Origin of the sequence: Rheinheimera nanhaiensis E407-8, assembly GCF_000296695.1 — a bacterium.
Taxonomy (GTDB): domain Bacteria; phylum Pseudomonadota; class Gammaproteobacteria; order Enterobacterales; family Alteromonadaceae; genus Alishewanella; species Alishewanella nanhaiensis.
Genome location: NZ_BAFK01000001.1, coordinates 127,798 through 148,567 on the forward strand (window position 1 = coordinate 127,798; position 20,770 = coordinate 148,567).

A 20,770-nucleotide genomic window follows, 5' to 3' on the forward strand; every position below is an offset into this window, starting at 1 on the left:
TATCGGTGACAACTCATATTACACTAATCAGCGATCTGGTGTGCGCCGGCGCGAATAACTGATAAGGTAGCTGGTGAACTAATCTGAACAGAACGTAGCGTATGCAGCGGTAATTGCAGGCGCTGCCGCAGTAAAGCGAGAGCTGATAATGAATGCAGTGAAAAAGAACAATAATAAAAACGAGCAGCAAGTTATTGCCGATTTAACCGAGGCGGCACAGCAGCAGCTGGAAGCCAGTCTGGTGGAGTTTTCCAGCCAGCTATTAAATGCCCAGCAACAGCAGCTGCAGCAATTTGCCAGCACGGTAGTGGCTGATAGCCAAAAGCAGTGGCAACAGCGCTTAATAGAGCAGGAACAAGCTTATCAGAAACTGTTTAAAGACTGGCAGCAAACCAAGCAGCAGCTGGATTTAGCCGTCCCGGTGGCCAGTGCCGATAATCAGGAACTGTCAAAGCTGCGCCAGCAGCATAAAGTGGTAAGCGAAGAGTTAGAGGCGGCGCGGCAAAAGTTAGTTAGCCTAAGCGCCGAGCGCGAAGCGCAAACCGCCCAGCTGGAGCAATTCCAACAGAAATTACAGCAGTTACAGCAGGCTTCTGCGGATCCGGCCGCGCAGCAAAAACTGCAGCAAACCGAGCAGCAACTGACGCAGCTGCAACAGCAATTAGCCAGCGCCGAGGCCGATGCCGAGCAAGCTAAAGCCACTGTGCACGAAATGAAGCTGGTAGTACAGCAAAGTAAAACCGAGCTGAAACTGGCCACCGAGCAGCAGCAAAAGCAGCTACAGCAAATTAACGACCTGCAGGCCGATTACCAGACTAAGCTGGCGCAATTAGAGCAGCAACTAAGCGAGCAGGCCGCCAGTTTCGCCAGCGAAAAGCAGCAGTTTGCTGAGCTTGAAGCCGCCAGCCAGGACAAATTACAAACCATCGCCCGCTTGCAGCAGGAAGTGCAGGACCGCAAGAAAACGCAGGAACTGCAGCAGCAAAAAATTCAGCAGTTACAGCAAGAGCTGCAGACGCAAGCCGAACAGCAGCAACAAAATCAACAGCTATTGCAGCAGCAATTAGAAGACGCCCGGCAACAACTGGCCGAGGCGCAGCAGCAGTTGCTGGCGATGCAGCACGAAACCGGTGGTTTGGGCTCGGAGTTAACCAAGTTACAGGCGGATTACGTTAACCTGACCGAGCAGTATCAGCATAGCCAGACTAAAGCGCAGAAAATGGAAACCCAGCTTGAACATGCGCAAAACCGCCAGTTCGCTGCCGAACAAAAGCAGCAGCAGGAAGCGGATGCCAGCCGTGAATTGATCCGCACCCTGCGCCTGGAGCTGCAACAGCAGCAGGAAACGCATCAGCAGGCATTACAGGCGCTGGAAGAGCGCATGATGGAATACAAGCTGAAGTTTGAATACGCGCAAAAACAGCTGAAGGTCACCGGCTAGGTGCAGTTGTTACACCCGGCTGATGTGACACAGTGGCAGCGGGTGTATCTGGCAGCAAACAGCGTCGAAGCGGCGCTGCTGCGTGGCTTGCTGCAGCGCGCTGCGGTGTTGGTGCAGCTACAGGGCGAGTTTCTGGCCGGTGCCGCCGGAGAGTTGCCGCTGACTGACATAGGGGTGCAACTGTGGGTGCCAGAGCAGCAATTTGCTACCGCACAGCGTATAATCACGCAATATCTTCAACAATTACAGCATGAACCGGCACAGTGGCGTTGCCTCTGTGGTGAGCTGAACTATGACAGTTTTGACCTGTGCTGGTCGTGCGGCCGAGACCAAGATGAAAGTAAAAGCCAATAATTTTCAGGCGATGCGTGAGCTGGGGTTCTATCAGCAAGCGGCCATTGCTGCCACCTTACTTGAACGCATGTTACCGAACTATCAGTTATTCGCTGAAGTGACCAACACCGGTGATGCTGCGCTGCCGCGCCATATTTTAAACCTGGTGTGGGAGTGGTTAACGGTAAAAAAAGCCAAGATAAACTTTGGCAAATTAGCCGAAGAGCTGGAACTGATTACTCCCACCCTGACAGACTTTGATATTTTTGGTGTTTACCCGGCGCTGGATTGTGCCACCGCGCTGGATATGATGTTAAGCGGCATTAGCCAACAGGATGCCAGCGAGTTTATCAACGTGGCCAAGATCTCTCAGGCCACCGTGGCGCGGCTGATTGAGCATGACAGCATCGATGATGACATCACGACCGAAGCTGAGCTGAAAAAAATCGTCCGTGAGCATCCGCTGATGCAATACGAAATGGACTGTCTGGCCGAGCTGATTGCACTGGTGACGCCGCTGAAACAATTTGGCCGCGATGAGCGCCAGCTGCTGCAAAACTGGGTGGCCGAGCAGGGCCTGACCAATTTAGGCATGGAGCTTAACAGCAGCGACGCGCTGTAGCCGTGCTTGCGTCACGTCGGTTTAGCTGGTGCGCTGATACAAGCGGTACGCCAGCTGGCCAGCCACTTTTTCTTTTAACAGCCGCCAGTTGGCCGGCAAAGCGGCGACATCCAGTTCTTTCTCTGTTTCCAGATAAACCAGCGCATGGTCAGTTAACCACTGCTGCTGTTCCAGTTGCTGGCAGCAGGGTAATGCCAGGTTTTTCCGAAATGGCGGGTCAATAAACACCACATCGTAACGGCGTAGCGCAGGCTTTGCTAACCATTGCAGGCTATCGGTGTGAATAATATCGGCATTGGTGCAGGCTAATTTGCGCTGGTTAGCCAGCAACTGATTAGCGGCCGCTTTATCGCGCTCCAGCAAGGTACAGTGGCTGGCGTAACGTGACAAGGCTTCAAACCCCAGGCTGCCGCTGCCGGCAAAGCAGTCCAGCACTGTTGCTCCGGCAATATCGTGCATCAGCCAGTTAAACAGCGTTTCTTTTACCCTGTCGGTGGTGGGCCTTAAGCCTTCGGCGTCCAGCACGGCCAGTTTACGGCCACGCCAGCTGCCACTGATAATACGCACTTCACCCGGCGCGCCGCTAACGGCTGAGGGCTTTTTACCGGTGGCTGGCCGTTTGGCGGCGCTTTTTGCTTGTTTCATCTAATCCGTTTTGCCTTTAACACAAAGGTGTTAGTATAACGGCCAAGTTTACCTTAGTTTTTATCAGCATACACTTGGGCTTATGAGCAAAAAAAATAAACTGTTTTCCTGGCTTGGGCTGGGCAAGGCTGACGAAGCCGAAACGGCCGACAGCGCTAAGCAAGCTAGCCAGCCAGCCCCGGCGCCAGATACCCAGACGGCAGTGGTGCAGGATACCCAAGCAGGCACTGAGCTGGCCAGTACAGCGCAGGCATCAGCTTCGGCGCACACTGAGCAACCAGACACCCTGGTAGCTGAAACGCCGGCTTCGCCGGCAACATCACCAATGACGGTCGCGGAGCCGGTAAAAAAGGCCGGCTTTTTCTCCCGCTTAAAACAGGGCCTGAGTAAAACCAGTCAAAACCTGGGCGCAGGCCTGGCCGGCTTATTCAGTGGCCGTAAAATTGATGACGAATTATATGAAGAGCTGGAAACCCAGCTGCTGCTGGCTGATGTGGGTGTGGACACCACACAGAAGCTGATTCGCCAGCTGGAGCAACATGCCGATCGTAAGTCGTTAAAAGACTCCGAATTGCTGTTTGACAAACTGCAGCAGGATATGGCGGCGCTGCTGGCTGATGTAGAGCAGCCTTTGGTGCCGCTGAACCCGGCCGGGCCCTTTGTTATTTTAATGGTAGGGGTAAATGGTGTGGGTAAAACCACCACTATCGGCAAAATGGCGCAGCAGTTTAAACAGCAGGGTAAAAGCGTAATGCTGGCCGCCGGTGATACCTTTCGCGCCGCTGCAGTAGAGCAGCTGCAGGTGTGGGGCGAGCGTAACCAGATCCCGGTGGTGGCTCAGCATACCGGTGCCGACAGTGCTTCGGTCATTTTTGATGCCTACCAGGCGGCTAAAGCGCGCAAAGTGGATGTGTTAATTGCCGACACCGCCGGCCGCTTACAAAATAAAGCCCACTTAATGGAAGAGCTGAAAAAAATCGTTAGGGTGCTACAGAAAATTGACCCCGCAGCGCCGCATGAGGTGATGTTAACGCTGGATGCCGGTACCGGCCAGAACGCGCTGAGCCAGGCCAAAATCTTTAATGAAGCGGTGACGCTTAGCGGTATCAGCCTGACCAAGCTGGACGGTACGGCCAAAGGCGGGGTAATTTTTGCTATTGCTGACCAGTTTAAATTACCGCTGCGCTACATTGGCGTGGGCGAGGGCATCGACGATTTGCGCGTGTTTAACAGCAAAGACTTTATTCGCGCTCTGTTTAACCGGGACGCTTAAGCATGCTGGAATTTGCCGATGTCAGTAAAAGTTATCCCGGTGGTTTTGTCGCGCTGGACCGTGTCAGTTTTAAACTGGAAAAAGGTGAGATGGCCTTTTTAACCGGCCACTCCGGTGCCGGTAAAAGTACGCTATTAAAACTGATTAGCCTGATTGAACGGCCGAGCGTGGGCCGGGTATTGATTAACGATGTGGATTTAAGCCGCATCCGCCGGGCGCATATTCCTTATGTAAGGCGTGATATTGGCATTATTTTCCAAAATCACCGGTTGCTGATGAACCACACGGTGTTTGACAATGTGGCACTGCCGCTGGTGATTGAAGGCTTTAGCGGTAAAGACATGGTCAAACGGGTGCACGCGGCACTGGATAAAGTGGGTTTGCTGGATAAAGTACGCTGCCTGCCGCATACCTTATCCGGCGGTGAGCAGCAGCGGGTGGGCATTGCGCGGGCGGTGGTTAATAAGCCGCCATTACTGCTGGCCGATGAGCCTACCGGTAACCTGGACCCGGATTTATCCAAAGACATTATGCGGGTATTTGAAGCCTTTAATCAGGTAGGGGTATCTGTGCTGGTGGCCACCCACGACTTAGGCCTGGTGGCGCGGATGAAATACCGTACGCTGACACTAAAGCAGGGCAAGATGATCAATGACGGCCTGCTGCAATACCAGGAGGACCCGCTATGAGTATCTTGTTCTCCGGTCGGGTCACCAGCGGTGCTTCCGAGCATAAAATTGGTATTGCCCGCCGCTTTGTCATGTTCTGGGTCAATCATGTGCGCCAGGCTGTGGCCAGTTTAGGCGAGCTTTGGCGTACGCCGTCGGCCTCTATTTTAACTATTGGGGTGCTGGGCGTCAGTTTAACCTTGCCGGCGACCTTACACCTGCTGGTAAAAAACGTGCAGCAGGTCAGTGACAGCTTTACCCAGGCAGCAGAAATCAGCCTGTTTATTAAAGAAGGCAGCAGCGACACCCAGATCCGCAGCCTGCAGCAAATTCTACAGGCCGATCCGGCCATTGCCCGTGTCAGCCATATCAGCAAACAGCAAGCGTTGGACGAGTTTGCCGCCGTGTCAGGTTTTGGCGCAGCGCTCAATTATTTAACCGACAACCCACTGCCGGATGTGCTGCTGGTGCTACCGAAAAATACCCAGGCCGCCAGCGCCCGCGAGCTACTGGCAAGGCTGAGCAAAGAGCGGATTGTCGAGTTTGGTAAACTGGATATTGACTGGCTAACCCGGCTGGATGCCATTGTCAGCTTATTGCGTCAGGCGGTGCTGGTAATTGCCGTGCTGCTATTGGGCGCGGTATTGCTGATTATCGGCAACACCATCCGCTTATCTATTATGAACAAAAAAGATGAAATTGAAGTGATGAAGCTGGTCGGCGCCACCGATGCCTTTATTCAGCGGCCCTTTTTGTACAGCGGCATCTGGTATGGCGTGTTTGGCGGCTTACTGGCATTTTTGATTGTCGAGGCCATGCTGTGGTGGCTACAAAGTGCCATTGTTAGCGTGACCTCGCTGTACGACAGCGACTTTAGCCTGCAAGCCCTCAGCTTTGTCGAGTTTGCCAGCCTGATGGCACTGGCGATGGCACTGGGATTAGGTGGCTCTTACCTTTCAGTGCGCCGCCATATCACGGCCATTGAACCCACCGGCCCTTAATAGCGTTTAATTATGACTGGTTAGTTTTTAGAATAAGCAGATCTAAAAAAGGCGGCAACTAAAATTAGCACTCTCAGTCAAAGAGTGCTAATATTGCCCCACTTAGCTTAGGACAGGACACTAAAGATGAGCGATACAGCAGAAATGATGTCATTACCGGTAGCGGCCAGCAGTAGCCTGGAAGCTTATACCCATGCTGTCAGTGCTATACCTATGCTCAGCGCAGAACAAGAGCGCAGCCTGGCTGAACGGTTACACCAGCATGGTGATTTAGAAGCTGCTCGTCAGCTGATTATGTCGCACCTGCGTTTTGTAGTGCATATTGCCCGCAGTTATTCTGGCTATGGTTTGCCGGTTAGCGACCTTATTCAGGAAGGTAATATTGGCCTGATGAAAGCGGTAAAACGCTTTGACCCAAGTGTAGGCGTGCGGCTGGTGTCTTTTGCTGTGCACTGGATTAAAGCCGAAATTCATGAGTATGTACTGAAGAACTGGCGCATCGTTAAAATTGCCACCACCAAGGCGCAGCGCAAACTGTTTTTTAACCTGCGTAAAGCGAAAAAGCACTTAGGCTGGTTTAATCAGGAAGAAGTGAAAAACGTAGCAGAGTCGTTAGGGGTAGCCGAGCATGAAGTGCGTGAAATGGAAGCGCGCATGAGCAACTACGATATGCCATTTGATGCGCCGGATGAAGACGATGAATCAGCTTACACTGCGCCGGTATATTACCTGGAAGATAAAGCCTCTGATCTGGCCCACCGGGTAGAGGAAGATCAGTGGGATAACGCCGCAGTGGATCGCTTGCAAGCGGCGATGCGCACCCTGGATGACCGCAGCCAGGACATTATCCGCGCCCGCTGGCTGGATAATGCCAAGCTGACGCTGCAAGAGCTGGCCGATCGCTATGGCGTATCCGCTGAGCGGGTGCGTCAGTTGGAGAAAAACGCGATGAAAAAGCTACAGGCTGCCATGAGCTAAGCTAGTCGCGCCTAAAGCGGCACGCATAAAAAAACCGCCGGCAGGCGGTTTTTTTATGCCTTACAGCAACTTATTCTTCGTCGCTGTCGGCTTCAATAATCACCGGGATCGGTTTGCCCATGCTGGTCAGGATCTGACGCACTTCAGCTGGGATCTGATGCGGGTTGTCTTTACGTAAGTCTTCATCGGCCGGTAATGGCTGGCCGGTGAAGGCATGTAAGAATGCCTCACATAATAACTCACTGTTGGTGGCATGACGCAGGTTATTCACCTGACGCCGGGTGCGTTCATCTGTCAGCACCTTTAATACGTTCAGCGGAATTGATACGGTGATTTTTTTTACCAGTTCTGATTTTTTACCGTGTTCCGCGTACGGGTGAATGTATTCCCCATTCCACTTAGCCATATGCTTACCTTGTAGTAGTCTGAATAATGTATTGCTCGCGCAAGTGGCGAAATTCTATCTTGTTATGCCGCTGAGTCAAACAGTGCACAACAAATAATCATTATAGACGGCTAAATGGTTTGACATCTTTATTTCTGACATTATACTTTTGGACGTCTAAACATCTAAATGAGGTTTATTATGTCAAAGCATCATGCCGCGACCATCGCTGCCCGTGCCGGCATTGCCCAGGATCCTGCCTATGGTGCTGTTACGCCGCCACTGTATTTAACCTCAACCTACGAACTACCGGCATTTAAACAGCCGGGGCCTTATGACTATTCGCGCTCGAACAACCCCACCCGTGACTTGCTGGCCGAGGCGTTAGCTGAGCTGGAGGGCGGGGCAAAAGCTATTGTGACGAATACCGGTATGTCAGCCTGTTTACTGGCGCTGCAGCTGCTGACACCGGATGACACCCTGGTGATCCCGCATGACTGTTATGGCGGCAGCTATCGGTTATTTACCAATTTAGCTACGCGTAAAAAGGCGTTTAAACTGCTGATCGTCAATTTTCAGCAAGCGGATTGGGCAGCTCAGATAACTGCAGCCAGGCCAAAGATGATCTGGCTGGAAACGCCATCAAACCCGCTGTTGCAAATTACTGATGTGCGCGCCGTGTGCCAGCTGGCACAGCCATTACAGGCGTTGGTGGTGGTGGATAACACCTTTTTATCGCCGGTATTGCAGCAACCGCTGGCGCTGGGCGCGGATATAGTGGTGCATTCCACCACCAAGTTTATCAATGGCCACAGCGACATTGTTGGTGGCGTGCTGGTGTGTGCCTGTGCACAATTGGGCGATGAGCTAAAATGGTGGGCCAACTGTTTAGGCCTTACCGGCGCACCTTTTGACAGCTATATGACGCTGCGCGGCTTGCGCACGCTAGAGCCACGGCTGCGTCTGCAGCAGGATAACACCGCTAAGATCGTTGAATTTCTGTCCAGGCAGCCGCTGGTAAGCAAGGTGTATTACCCGGGCTTAGTACAGCACCCGGGCCATGCTATCGCCAAAGCGCAGCAAAGCGGTTTTGGTGCTATGTGTAGCTTTGATTTAGCAGTAGAGCAGGCACTGCTGCCGGTATTTTTCGAAGCGCTGCAGCTATTCACCCTGGCGCAGTCATTGGGCGGTATTGAAAGCCTGATTTGCCACCCCGGCACTATGACGCATGCGTCTATGGATGCCAAAGCGCAGCAAACGGCCGGTATTGGCCCAACCTTGATCCGCTTGTCGGTAGGCATAGAAAACCTTGACGATTTACTGGCCGATTTGCAGCAGGCTTTTAATGCACTGGCCAGCGCACTGCGCCAGCACGCTGATAACGCTAAGCCTGCTGCAGCTAAAGCTGACTCAGCGCTAAATTCACCACAGTTTAGATTAAACCCGGCGCTTAGCGCCCTTTGGTAACAAGATGCATTCTAAAACACAACTGCAGCCGCAACAGGCGGCACAGGTACATAAATTTGGTGGCAGCAGCCTGGCCGATGCCAATCGCTTTGCTGCGGTAGCCAAGCTGGTGCAACAGCAGCACCAGCAGGCCGCCGGGCAGGCATTATGGCTGGTGGTTTCGGCGCCGGGCGACACCACCGATGCCTTGCTTAATATTATCGCCAGTAGCGACAACGAGGCTCAGTGTCAGCCTTTACGCAGTGCGTTGCAGCAACAGCTAAGCAGTTTGGTGCAGCAGGCACTTAGCGCAGAAGGTGCCGTGAGCGTGCAGGTACAACTACAGCAATGGCTGGCTGCTGTGCCGGCGCTACTGACACAGCAGCGGCATAACGAGGTGCTGGCGATAGGAGAGCGCTTATCTGCACTGCTGCTAAGCGCGGTACTGAAGGAGCGCGGCCTTAACGCAGCGGCGCTGGATGCGCGCGATTTTTTACGTTTACACCAGCACCAGCCAGATCTGCCGCAATCGGCGGCCTTATTAGCGGCGCTAACCCAGGCAGATACTATTCATGTGGTGACCGGCTTTATTGCCCGTGATGAACAGCAGCGCAGTATTACGCTGGGCCGAAACGGCAGCGATTACTCGGCAACCTTGTTAGGTGCTTTGGTGCACGCCGCTGAAGTGACCATCTGGACGGATGTAAAAGCCATTTACAGCGCTGATCCGCGTAAAGTGGCCTCGGCGTTGCCTTATCAGCAGGTAAGCTGGCAGCAAGCCTGTCAGCTGGCGCGTCTGGGCAACCCGGTGCTGCATGCCCGCACCTTGTCAGCGCTTACCGGCACGACTACCCGGCTGCGGGTACGTAGCAGTTATCAGCCTGTGCATCAGGGGTGTCAGGTGCAGCAGCAGGTAAAAGCGCAGCATTTTATCACCGAGCTGAATGACGTCACTTTACTGACACTGGCCGCCGGCAGTTATGACGCTGAGCGGTTAGCACTGCAGCTGCAACAGCCGGTCGTGACCCTGGCGCAGCACAGCGACCATGTGATCTGGTTATTACCGGCCAGCTGCGCCGAACAGGCGCTGGCGCTGTTGGCGGCAGAGCATATTCATGCGGTATGGGATACAAGGCGCTACCATGCGCTGGCCTGGCTAAAGGGCGAACAGGCCACTGATGTCAGTGCTAACCTGCTGCCACAGGCGCTACACCGCTACGAAAATGAGCAGCAGCTGATTTGGTTATTACCAACGCCACTGAATGCCGAGCAATTGCAGCAGCTGCATCAGGCCTTGGTAACGCCGGCAGCCGAGCTTAAGCTGGTAGTGGCCGGCAGTGGTAATGTCGGCGGCGAGTTTCTGGCAATGTTGCAGCACCAGCAACAGCGGTTACAGCCGCAGGTTAAGCTGTCGCTGGCCGGTGTGATGAATTCGCGCCGGGCGCTGTTAGAGCCCGATATTGCCCCAATCGACTGGCAGCAGGCCTTAGCCGAGGCCGCTAGCTGGCACAGTGATAGCTTGCTTAGCTATCTGCAGAGTTTGCCCGCACCCAAGGTGCTGGTAGACATTACGCCCAGTGCCGATTTTGCCCGCTTGTACCCACAGTTTATTGCCGCCGGCTGTGACATTATCAGCGCGAATAAGCAGGGGGTTACCTTGCCGGGCAGCGAGTATCAACAGATCAAGCAAGCGCTGGCAGATCACCAGCGCCAGTGGTTAAGCAACACCACTTGCGGTGCCGGTATTCCGGTACAGCGTAGCCTGCAGGAATTGCTCAGCGCCGGTGATCGTATTCGCCAGGTCAGCGGTATTTTCTCCGGCACCCTGTCATGGTTGTTTTGCCAGTTCGATGGCAGTAAGCCGTTTTCTGATTTTGTGCTGGAGGCGCAGCAAGCCGGGCTGACCGAGCCCGATCCGCGTGATGATTTATCCGGTAAAGATGTGCAGCGTAAATTGCTGGTGCTGGCACGTGAACTCGGCCTGACGCTGGAGCTTGGCGATATTGCGCTGCAGCCACTGCTGCCCGTTGAGTTGGAGCAAGGTAGCTGGCAGCAGTTCTGGCCAAAGCGTGCCTTGCTGGATAACGCTATGGCGCAACTGTTTGCCCAGGCGAAGGCGCAGGGCAAGGTGCTGCGCTATGTGGCCTGCTTAACGCTGCAGAATGAACAGGCGCAGGCCAGCGTGGCGCTGCAGGCGGTTAGCCCGACGCATCCGCTGGCGGCCATAGCGCCGTGCGATAACGTGTTTGTCATTGAGTCAGACTGGTATAGCAGCAACCCGCTGGTGTTAAAAGGGCCTGGCGCCGGTAAACAGGTTACTGCCGGCGGGTTACATGCCGATCTGGCGCAGCTTATCGATTTTTATTTTCGTCGGGCGCAGCCCGCTACACTGACGTAACAGAAGAGAGTGGTTATGGCATTTGCAAATGCACAGTATTTAGAAGCAATCAACCGCAACCTGCAGGATGTAGAGGGCAAGGTTAACGTCAGTTTTGAGTTTTTCCCACCCAAAACGGCCCAGATGGAGCAAACCCTGTGGCAGTCTATTGAGCGGCTGGCGCCACTGGCACCGTCTTTTGTCTCGGTAACCTATGGCGCCAACTCCGGTGAGCGCGACCGCACGCACGACATTATTAAATCCATTAAGCAGCGCACCGGCCTTATTGCCGCGCCGCATCTGACCTGTGTTGATGCCAGCAAAGACGACTTAATTGCGATTGCCAAAGATTACTGGCAAAACGGTATCCGCCATATCGTCGCGCTGCGCGGTGATTTGCCGCCTGGTACGCAGTCCAAGCCGGATCTGTACGCCGCGGATTTAGTGGAAATCCTGCGCTCGGTGGCCGACTTTGATATCTCGGTGGCGGCCTACCCGGAAGTACACCCGGAAGCGCCCAATGCGCAGTTTGATCTGCTGAATTTAAAGCGTAAAGTGGACGCCGGTGCCTCCAGGGCTATTACGCAGTTTTTCTTTGATATTGAGAAGTTTCTGCGTTTTCGTGATCGCTGCGCCGCCATCGGTATCGACGTGGATATTATTCCGGGCATTTTGCCGGTAACCAATTTTGCCCAGCTGCAAAAATTTGCCAGCCTGACCAATGTGGCGGTGCCGCAGTGGATGCACAAAGCCTACGAAGGACTGGAAAATGACGCCACCACGCGCAATCTGGTGGGGGCTAATATCGCCATGGAAATGGTGAAGGTGCTAAGCCGCGAAGGCGTTGATCACTTCCACTTTTATACGCTTAACCGCAGCGAGTTAAGCTATGCCATCTGCCACTTACTGGGGGTGCGGCCACAACGCGCGTTGTGAGAGTGACGGCGGCAGTCAGCGCTTATAAAAGCGCTGTGCTGTGGCTTGGCGAGCGCCCTGTTTTGCGTTACTCTTGCGCTACTGTTGCTTTAGCAGCTGCTTAAGAATCAGGGATGTGCAGTGATGTTAAGTAAAGCAAAACACCCATTCAGTGTTTTCAGCTATGTTTTAGCAGTGACTTTGCTGTGTCTCAGTATCAGGGTTGATGCCGGACAAACACTGCTCAGTGACTACTTTCAGGAAAGCTGGACCACCCGCGACGGCCTGCCGCATAACACCATTAACAGCTTTAATCAAAGCGAAGACGGCTACCTGTGGATCGGTACCTGGGAAGGCGCTGCCCGCTTTAACGGCCGCGAATTTGCCGTATTTGGCCGCGGTGAGCCTACCGGTTTGCCCGACTCTGGTATCAGAAGCATCAGCAAAGACAAGCAACATAACCTTATTCTGGCCGGTGCCCGTGGCGGCATTAGCAAACGCAGCGCCAGTGGCTGGCAAAGCTGGCCGGCCTTTAATGTACTCATCAACGCCGTCACCGAAGATCAGCACGGTAACCTGTGGCTGGCCAGTGAAGGCCAGGGCTTGTTCTGGCAAAATGCGCAGGGCGGGCGCCGGCAATTTACCACCGCCGGGGGCCTAACCAGTGATGTGGTGCACAGTGTGCTGGCTAGTACAGATGGCAAGGTATGGGTAGGCACCGGTCGTGGCCTGCAATGGTTTAACAGCAGTGATACCAGTGTAAAACTGACAACGGTAAAGGGGTTACCCCAGGTGCCGGTATTTGCACTGCATCAGTATGGCGACAGCGTGCTGATTGGCACTGAGCGGGGCTTATATCGCTATCACGCCGGCAGCGTCAGCGTATTTTCCGCAGCCTTAAGCGATTTACCGGTATCGGCGCTGCTGGTGAGCGGTGAGCAGCTGTGGATTGGCACCACCGATCGTGGCCTGCTAAGGCATAGCGCGCTGGGGCTGGAAACCCTCAGCATGGCCGGCGGCCTGCCGAATAACCGGATTTTATCGCTGTATCAAGACCGCGAGCAGAGTATTTGGGTGGGTACCAACGGTGGCTTGTTCCGCCTGCGCGATGCGCCTTTTGTCACCTATACCACCGCTCAGGGGCTGGCTGGTGATTATATCCGTGCTGTGCTGGCACACAGTGATGGCAGTGTCTGGATTGGCAGCAGTCAGGGGGTTAGCCGCTATACCGAGCAGGGTATCAGCAATATTGACTTATCCGCTGTCAGTACCGGTCAGTCGGTGCTCAGTCTGGTGGAAGCGCCGGATGGCTCGGTCTGGATTGGCACTTACTCTGATGGTGCCATTCAGTGGCGTGATGGCCGTATTGTGCGTCAATTTGACAGACGCAGTGGCCTGCTGGCCAATGAAATTCGTGCTATCGCCATTGCTGACGACGGCGGCTTATGGTTTGGCACCGGGCAGGGCTTAAACCACGTTAGCGGACAGCAGGTAACCAGTTTTGCCAAAGAGCAGGGGTTGCCCACACCCTTTGTGATGGCGCTGTATTTACACCCAGATGGCCGTTTGTTTATCGGCACCGGCGGTGGGGTGGCAGTACGTCAGGCGGATGGCCGCATTGAAACACTGGATTTTACCGGTTTGGATGATGCCGAGTATGCCTTTGGTTTTACACCGGACTTAGCCCGCGAGCTGCTTTGGATGGCAACTGATCGCGGTTTAGTTGCTTTTGATTTGCAAACTGACCACATGACCATGCTGGGGCGCAGCGCCGGCCTGCCGTTTGATAAGGTGTTTCAGGCAGCCATTGACCAACAGCAGCACCTGTGGCTTAGCAGTAACAGGGGCATACTACGCTTTGAACGCCAGCAGCTTGAGCAATTTTTAGCTGCACAGCGTAGCGACATCGATTATGAATTATTTGGCGAAAGTGATGGCATGCAAAGCGCCCAGGCCAATGGCGGCTCCATGCAGGCGGCTGCGGTAGCGCGGGATGGCAGTGTCTGGTTTGCCACCTCTAAAGGCGCCAGTAAGGTGCAGCCAGAGGATTTAGCCCGCTTTGCTGCCAATATACCGCCGGTGGTTATTGAAGGCTTTAAGGTGAATGGTAAGGCGCTGCCGCTATACAGTGGCAGCCAGCTTGCTGCCGGTGCCAGCCGCATAGAGCTGCAATTTGCCGGTCTGGGTTTTGTCATGCCGCAGCGTATTCAATACCGCACCAAACTCGAGGGTTTTGATACCGATTGGGTAGAGCGTGGCTCCAATACCAGCGCTGAGTACACTAACTTGTCACCAGGTAACTATCGTTTTATGGTCAGTGCGGCCTACCCGCAGGGCGACTGGAGTGAGCACAGTGCCAGTTTCAGCTTTAGCATAGCGCCGTATTTTTGGCAGCGGCCACTGTTTTGGCTGCTTTTGACCGTGTTTAGCCTGCTAAGCGCTATGTTAGCACTGCGCTGGCGGTTGGGCAGTCTGAAACGGCGCGCTAAGCAGTTAAGTGCGCAGGTAGCGAAGAAAACCTTTGAATTGCAGCAGCAGGCCGATCATCTGCGCCAGGTGGATCAGGAGCGCTCGGCGCTGTTGTTACAAGTAAAGCAGCAGGCGCAGGAGTTCGAGCTGCAGGCAAGGCTGGATATCCTGACTGGCCTGGCCAACCGGCGGGCTTTTGATGAAGCGCTGGCGCGTGAGTGCGCCCGCTCACGCCGTAATGCTTTACCGCTTTGTTTAGTGCTTCTGGACATCGACCACTTTAAACGGGTAAATGATAATTACAGCCACAGTGTCGGCGATCAGATCCTGAAATTGGTGGCCACTGAAATCAGCCGGCATTGCCGGCAGGACGATACGGTAGCCCGCTGGGGCGGCGAAGAGTTTGCCTTGCTGCTGCCCAATACCGCCCTGGCCGATGCAAAAGACATTTGTGAGCGTATCCGCCTGGCAATAGAAAAAATCGATTGCTCGGCCTTCGCCGCTAATTTGCATATCAGTATCAGTATGGGCATCGCGCAATATGCCGGTGAGGCTGCCCACGACAAACTGTTAACCCGCTCAGACAGTGCGTTATATCAAGCTAAACAAAATGGCCGTAACCGGATAAATGTCGCGGTGTAAGCCAAAGTGCTGCAATTTTCAATAAAATAAAAATTCAAAAAAGCAGCATAATAATTCTTGAAGCTGCATGGTGGCCGTTCTACACTAGCGGCTGTTTCGTGCTATACCTATACGTTATTTATTGTTTAAGAGCCGTTGCCCATGTTATCGACTGACAAAACTTCTTCTTCTTTAGTACGCAGCATTGTATTAGGTGCTGCCGGTTACAGCGGTGCTGAACTGGCAGTGATTTTAGCGCGCAACCCGTATTTTCAGCTGGTAGGCGCTTATGCCTCAGCCGGCCGTGCTGCCGAGCCGTTCTCTGCGCTGTATCCGCGCTACAAGCAGCAACTGGATATTATGGTACAGCCCTGGACCGACGAGCTGGTGGCTGGTTTAACCGGCAAAGTAGAAGTGGCCTTTCTGGCGCTGCCACATGAAGCCAGCGAAGCGGTAACGCCACTGCTGTTGGCGCAAGGTATTGATGTAGTGGACTTATCCGGCGCTTTTCGCTTGAAGCAGTCGGCACTGTATCCGCAGTATTATGGTTATCAGCATCAGCACCCTGAGTTGCTGGCCGAAGCGGTTTACTCATTGATGGAATGGCAGACCGAGCCACTGCCACGGCTGATTTCGGTGCCGGGCTGTTACCCAACGGCCTGCAGCCTGGCGCTGTTGCCGCTGATTAAAGCCGGCTTAGTGGCCGATGGCTGTATTCCGGTAATTAACGCCACCAGTGGTGTCTCCGGTGCCGGCCGTAAAGCCGCATTAAATACCTCATTTTGTGAAGTAGGCTTAAATGCCTATGGCTTCTTTAAACACCGCCACCGGCCGGAAATTGAGCAAAACCTTGGCCGCAAGGTAGTGTTTACCCCCCATCTGGGCAACTTTAAACGCGGTATTTTAGCCACCAGCGTAGTGACACTTAAAACCGGTGTGACGCCAGAGCAAGTTACAGCTGCTTTTCATCAGGCTTACGCTGGCAAGCCGCTAGTGCGGCTGGTATCGCATTCGCCCAATGTGGCCGATGTTGCCGGTACGCCTTATTGTGATATTCACTGGCAGCAGGATGGTGAGCAGCTGGTGGTGGTTTCGGCCATCGACAACCTGTTAAAAGGTGCAGCGGCGCAGGCGATGCAGGCGGCCAATGTGCGTTTTGGCAAACCGGAAACGGCCGGTTTATTTGCGGGGGTGGCACATGAATAAGTCACCTCTGGTGCTGAAAATGGGTGGGCGTTTGTTGCAGGACGAAGCGGCGCTGGATGCCTTGCTGGCGGTGTGCGCTGAGCTTAAACAGCAATACCCGCTGGTGCTGGTGCATGGCGGCGGCGATCAGGTCGATCAGTGGCTGGCCAAATTTGGTTTTCACACTGAAAAACTGGATGGCCAGCGTGTGTCCCCGCCTGAGCAAATGCCGGTGATCGCCGGCGCCTTAGCCGGTGCCGTTAATGCCCATATGGTAGCGCGGGCCGATTTACAGGGCTTAACGCCGGTGGGTTTAACCTTGGCAGCGGGTAATAGCTGCCGTTTTGAGCTGAATACCAGGCTGGGCGCTGTCGGGGTGGCAAAACCACAAGATGGCACTTTACTAAAAAACCTGCTGGCCGGCGGTTTTACCCCGGTGTTTTGCTCTATCGGGCACGGTGAACAGGGCCAGTTACTAAACGTCAATGCTGATTTAGCCGCTGCGGCAATTTGCCAGCTGGTGCAGGGGCAGTTAGTGCTGCTAACCGATGTGCCGGGTATTTTAGACGGTGAAGGTAAGCTTATCAGCGAACTGAACAGCGAGCAGGCCGCAGCATTAGTACAACAAGGCGTAATTAAAGGCGGCATGAAAGTAAAACTGGACGCCGCCTTAGACACCGCTCAGGCACTGCGACGAAGCATTAGCGTCGCGGGCTGGCAACACCCGCAGGATTTATTAAATCTGATGCGACAGCAAGCAGTAGGCACCCGCATCGTCTGTTAATCCCTTAAACAAGGATGCCGCTTCGGCGGCAAGTCAGCTGAACATGAGTAAACTGAACCAACTATTGAGCCTGGCTGAATTAAGCCCGGCCATGCTTAACGATTTGCTGAATTTAGCGTTAAACGTGAAGCAGCAACCAGAGAAATACACACAGGCGCTGGCCGGTAAAAGTATCGCGCTGATTTTTGAAAAGCCATCGCTACGGACCCGGGTCAGTTTTGATGTCGGTATTTATAAGCTCGGTGGCCACAGCGTTTATCTGGATCAGCAAAACGGCGCCATGGGTAAACGTGAAACCGTGGCCGATTTTGGCCGCAATCTGGCCTGCTGGACCGATGCCATCGTAGCGCGGGTGTTCTCGCAGCAAACACTGGAGCAGCTGGCGCATGCCAGCCATAAACCGGTGATTAATGCGTTAAGCGATCTGTACCATCCCTGCCAGGCGCTGGCCGATCTGCTGGCACTAAAAGAGCGTTTTGGTGATTTAAGTAAGGTGCATCTGGCTTATGTTGGCGATGGTAATAACGTTTGTCATTCATTAATGATTGGTGCTGCACTTAGCGGTATGAAGATGACGGTCGTTACGCCACAGGGCTTTTCACCCGATGCACAGGTGCTGTTAAAGGTGCAGAAAATCGCCATGGACACCGGCGCTGAGCTGGAGCTCAGCCCACATTTATCCGCCGCTGCCGGTGCCGATGCTATCTATACTGATACCTGGCTGTCGATGGGCGATAAAGCCGACCCTGAGCTGATCGAGCGGGTATTCAAACCCTATCAAATCAATACCGCCGTGATGCAGCGCCTGGCGGTGAAGTATTTTATGCACTGTTTACCGGCGCACCGCGAGCATGAGGTCACCAGTGAGGTGCTCGACAGCGAAGCGTCGCTTGTTTTACTGCAGGCGGAAAACCGCATGCATGCCCAGAATGCCGTATTAATCAGTTTATTTGCGTGAGGACACTATGAGTATCAAAAAAGTCGTTTTAGCTTATTCCGGTGGTTTAGATACCTCGGCCATAGTGCCCTGGTTAAAAGATAACTATGACTGTGAAGTGATCGCCTTTGTCGCCAATGTGGGCCAGGGTGATGAAGAACTGGCCGGCGTAGAGCAAAAAGCCATTAACTCCGGTGCCAGCAGCTGCTATATCGTCGATTTGCGCGAAGAGTTTGTCAAAGAAGTGATTTACCCGACGCTGAAAACTGGCGCTGTGTACGAGGGCCAGTATCTGCTGGGGACCTCTATGGCACGGCCGGTGATTGCCCGTGCCCAGGTTAAACTGGCACTGGAGTTAGGTGCCGATGCGCTGTGCCATGGCTGTACCGGTAAAGGTAATGATCAGGTGCGCTTTGAAGGTGCTTTTGCCGCCTTAGCCCCGCAGTTAAAGGTGATTGCGCCCTGGCGCGAGTGGCAGTTTAATTCACGTCAGTCATTGCTGGATTATCTGGCGGAGAAAAAGGTGCCTACCACTGCCTCTGCTACCAAAATTTATAGTCGTGATGCTAACTTATGGCATATCTCGCACGAAGGTGGCGAGCTGGAAAACCCCTGGTGTGAGCCATCAGAACAGGTGTGGATGTGGACCAAATCACCGGAGCAGGCACCGGATCACGCCGCCTATATTGAGCTGAGCTTTACGAAAGGCGAACTGAGTAAAATCAATGGCCAGGCGATAGCGCCGGTGGCAGCCATTGAGCTGTTAAACCAGATTGGCTCTGAGCATGGCGTTGGCCGTATCGATATCGTCGAAAACCGTTTGGTTGGTATGAAGTCACGCGGCTGCTATGAAACGCCGGGCGGCACTATTTTAATGGCGGCATTAAAAGGCTTAGAAGCGCTGGTGTATGACAGAACCTCACTGAAATACCGCGAAGAAGTGGGGCTGGAATTTGCCCAACTGGTGTACGATGGCCGCTGGTTTACCCCGCTAAAAGATGCCTTACTGGCTGCAGCGACCTCACTGGCGGAGCAGTTAACCGGTGATGTGGTAATCAAACTGTACAAAGGTAATGTGACGGTAGCGAAACGCCGCTCACCAAACTCGCTGTATTCTGAAGCTTTCGCCACCTTTGAAGGCGATGAAGTGTACAACCAGAAAGATGCCGCCGGCTTTATCCGCTTATACAGCCTGGCCAGCCGCATCCGGGCACTGCACCAGCAACAAAAGGATTAATATCATGGCGATGTGGGGCGGACGCTTTCAGGAAGCCACCCTTAGCGAGTTTCGCAGTTTTAACGACTCGCTAAGCTTTGACTACCTGCTGGCACAACAGGACATTCAGGCATCACGCGCCTGGGCGCAGCAACTGGCGCAGGCCGCTATTATCAGCGCTGATGAAGCGGCGCAGCTTGATGCCGCGCTGGCCGATTTAGCGGTAGCGATAGAGGCAGATCCTAAGCTGCCGCTACAAACCAGTGAAGAAGATATTCATAGCTGGGTAGAAGCCCAGCTGACGGTGAAACTTGGCGCTGTTGCGAAAAAACTGCATACCGGCCGTAGCCGTAATGATTTAGTGGCAACTGACTTGCGGCTGTGGAGTAAGCTTAATGCGCAGGGCGTGCGGCAGTCGTTGCTGGCGGCTATTGCAGCACTGCTTAACTTTGCCGACAACGCCGGCACAGCAGTGATGCCGGGCTTCACCCATTTGCAGCGGGCGCAGCCGGTACTGGTGGCACATTGGGCGCTGGCTTATGTTGAAATGTTTAAGCGCGATTTAAGCCGGTTAGATGATGCGCTGGCACGGCTGGATGTCTGTCCGCTTGGCTGTGGCGCTTTAGCCGGCACCGGCGTGGCGGTAGACCGCGTGCAATTAGCACAGCGGTTGGGCTTTGCCAGCGCGGCGCTGAATAGCTTAGATGCGGTGTCAGACCGTGATTATGTGGTGGAGCTCTCTGCCGCCGCCAGTATCTGTATGACGCATTTATCGCGCCTTTCAGAAGATGTCATTTTCTTCTGCTCCGGCGAAGCGGGCTTTTTCAAATTGGGTGATGCGATAAGCTCCGGCTCATCATTGATGCCGCAAAAGAAAAACCCCGATGTGTTTGAGCTGCTGCGCGGTAAAACCGGCCGGGTGCTGGGCCACTTGGTGGCCATTTTGCATGTGCTAAAAGGCTTGCCACTGGCCTATAACAAAGATATGCAGGAAGACAAGCAGGGCTTTTTTGACCTGATGGCCACCTGGCAGCAATCTTTGCTGATACTGGCCACCGTATTGCCGCATCTAACGGTTAACGAGGCGCAGTGCCGCCAGGCGGCAGAGCTCGGTTACAGCAACGCCACTGACTTAGCCGATTATCTGGTCAGCAAAGGTATGCCGTTTCGTGATGCGCATGAAGTGGTTGGCGAGCTGGTGGTGCATGCGGCCAAGCAGCAGCTGGCATTGGAAGCCTTGCCACTGCATGAGCTGCAGCAGTTCAGCAGTTTGATTGCTGAGGATGTGTATCCGGCACTTCAGCTCGAGGCTGGTTTGCAAAAGCGTGCGGCGTTAGGCGGTACGGCACCACAGCAGGTGCTGGCAGCTTTACAGCAGGCGAAGCAATGGTTTGAACAACAGGTTTGAGCTACAGCCTTGAGCTGTGAGTGAGTGCTGTTAACATAAACAACAAGCCCGCATTACTCGCGGGCT

18 protein-coding genes are annotated in these 20,770 nt (G+C 54.0%); 16 read left to right on the forward strand and 2 right to left on the reverse strand.

Going from position 1 to position 20,770, the window contains the following annotated elements; genetic code table 11:
• Positions 1–148: 148 nt before the first annotated feature.
• From RNAN_RS00645 to RNAN_RS00655, 3 genes are read left to right on the forward strand one after another with little or no spacing between them, the layout of a single operon-like run.
• Complete coding sequence (locus tag RNAN_RS00645) at positions 149–1,441, forward strand: coiled-coil domain-containing protein (protein ID WP_008217684.1); 1,293 nt, start codon at positions 149–151, stop codon at positions 1,439–1,441.
• Positions 1,442–1,795, forward strand: a complete 354-nt coding sequence (locus tag RNAN_RS00650; RefSeq protein ID WP_008217685.1) for a putative signal transducing protein — start codon at positions 1,442–1,444, stop codon at positions 1,793–1,795.
• A complete protein-coding gene (locus RNAN_RS00655; RefSeq protein WP_008217687.1) occupies positions 1,776–2,396 on the forward strand; it encodes a YjaG family protein in 621 nt (206 codons plus the stop codon). Before RNAN_RS00650 ends, RNAN_RS00655 begins: the two co-directional genes overlap by 20 nt.
• Before the next feature lie 21 nt (positions 2,397–2,417).
• Here RNAN_RS00655 and rsmD read toward each other — a convergent pair whose 3' ends face one another.
• On the reverse strand, positions 2,418–3,041 hold the full coding sequence (gene rsmD / locus RNAN_RS00660) for a 16S rRNA (guanine(966)-N(2))-methyltransferase RsmD (RefSeq protein WP_008217689.1): 624 nt from the start codon (positions 3,039–3,041) through the stop codon (positions 2,418–2,420).
• 82 nt (positions 3,042–3,123) lie between these two features.
• Between rsmD and ftsY the strand changes: the two genes are divergently transcribed.
• The 4 genes from ftsY to rpoH all read left to right on the forward strand — a co-directional run bounded on the left by ftsY (position 3,124) and on the right by rpoH (position 6,961).
• Complete coding sequence (gene ftsY, locus RNAN_RS00665; RefSeq protein WP_008217691.1) at positions 3,124–4,314, forward strand: signal recognition particle-docking protein FtsY; 1,191 nt, start codon at positions 3,124–3,126, stop codon at positions 4,312–4,314.
• Between the two features lie 2 nt (positions 4,315–4,316).
• The gene (ftsE, locus tag RNAN_RS00670; protein ID WP_008217693.1) at positions 4,317–5,003 is read left to right on the forward strand and encodes a cell division ATP-binding protein FtsE; all 687 of its coding nucleotides are present in this window, start codon (positions 4,317–4,319) and stop codon (positions 5,001–5,003) included.
• The gene (gene ftsX, locus RNAN_RS00675; RefSeq protein ID WP_008217695.1) at positions 5,000–5,983 is read left to right on the forward strand and encodes a permease-like cell division protein FtsX; all 984 of its coding nucleotides are present in this window, start codon (positions 5,000–5,002) and stop codon (positions 5,981–5,983) included. Before ftsE ends, ftsX begins: the two co-directional genes overlap by 4 nt.
• 126 nt (positions 5,984–6,109) lie before the next feature.
• The gene (gene rpoH, locus RNAN_RS00680) at positions 6,110–6,961 is read left to right on the forward strand and encodes an RNA polymerase sigma factor RpoH (protein WP_008217697.1); all 852 of its coding nucleotides are present in this window, start codon (positions 6,110–6,112) and stop codon (positions 6,959–6,961) included.
• Between the two features lie 70 nt (positions 6,962–7,031).
• Here rpoH and metJ read toward each other — a convergent pair whose 3' ends face one another.
• Positions 7,032–7,367 carry a met regulon transcriptional regulator MetJ gene (metJ, locus tag RNAN_RS00685; RefSeq protein WP_008217699.1) on the reverse strand — a complete coding sequence of 112 codons (336 nt, stop codon included), beginning with the start codon at positions 7,365–7,367 and terminating at the stop codon, positions 7,032–7,034.
• 180 nt (positions 7,368–7,547) lie between these two features.
• On the opposite strand from metJ, the gene metB reads away from it, so the two are divergent.
• The 9 genes from metB to argH all read left to right on the forward strand — a co-directional run bounded on the left by metB (position 7,548) and on the right by argH (position 20,704).
• A complete protein-coding gene (gene metB, locus RNAN_RS00690; protein WP_008217700.1) occupies positions 7,548–8,813 on the forward strand; it encodes a cystathionine gamma-synthase in 1,266 nt (421 codons plus the stop codon).
• 4 nt (positions 8,814–8,817) lie between these two features.
• A complete protein-coding gene (metL, locus tag RNAN_RS00695; RefSeq protein ID WP_008217702.1) occupies positions 8,818–11,190 on the forward strand; it encodes a bifunctional aspartate kinase/homoserine dehydrogenase II in 2,373 nt (790 codons plus the stop codon).
• A 15-nt stretch (positions 11,191–11,205) separates the two neighbouring features.
• Positions 11,206–12,105, forward strand: coding sequence for a methylenetetrahydrofolate reductase (gene metF, locus RNAN_RS00700; RefSeq protein WP_008217704.1), 900 nt, complete (start codon positions 11,206–11,208; stop codon positions 12,103–12,105).
• A 123-nt stretch (positions 12,106–12,228) separates the two neighbouring features.
• Positions 12,229–15,195 carry a ligand-binding sensor domain-containing diguanylate cyclase gene (locus RNAN_RS00705; RefSeq protein ID WP_008217706.1) on the forward strand — a complete coding sequence of 989 codons (2,967 nt, stop codon included), beginning with the start codon at positions 12,229–12,231 and terminating at the stop codon, positions 15,193–15,195.
• A 141-nt stretch (positions 15,196–15,336) separates the two neighbouring features.
• Entirely contained in the window at positions 15,337–16,380 is a 1,044-nt protein-coding gene (gene argC, locus RNAN_RS00710) for an N-acetyl-gamma-glutamyl-phosphate reductase (protein ID WP_008217708.1), read from the forward strand.
• Positions 16,373–17,143: an acetylglutamate kinase gene (gene argB, locus RNAN_RS00715; protein WP_040551355.1), complete on the forward strand. Its 771-nt coding sequence runs from the start codon at positions 16,373–16,375 to the stop codon at positions 17,141–17,143. Before argC ends, argB begins: the two co-directional genes overlap by 8 nt.
• Positions 17,144–17,186: 43 nt before the next feature.
• Positions 17,187–18,101 carry an ornithine carbamoyltransferase gene (locus RNAN_RS00720; RefSeq protein ID WP_008217713.1) on the forward strand — a complete coding sequence of 305 codons (915 nt, stop codon included), beginning with the start codon at positions 17,187–17,189 and terminating at the stop codon, positions 18,099–18,101.
• 7 nt (positions 18,102–18,108) lie between these two features.
• A complete protein-coding gene (locus RNAN_RS00725) occupies positions 18,109–19,317 on the forward strand; it encodes an argininosuccinate synthase (RefSeq protein WP_008217715.1) in 1,209 nt (402 codons plus the stop codon).
• Between the two features lie 4 nt (positions 19,318–19,321).
• Complete coding sequence (gene argH / locus RNAN_RS00730) at positions 19,322–20,704, forward strand: argininosuccinate lyase (protein ID WP_008217717.1); 1,383 nt, start codon at positions 19,322–19,324, stop codon at positions 20,702–20,704.
• The last annotated feature ends 66 nt before the right edge of the window (positions 20,705–20,770 follow it).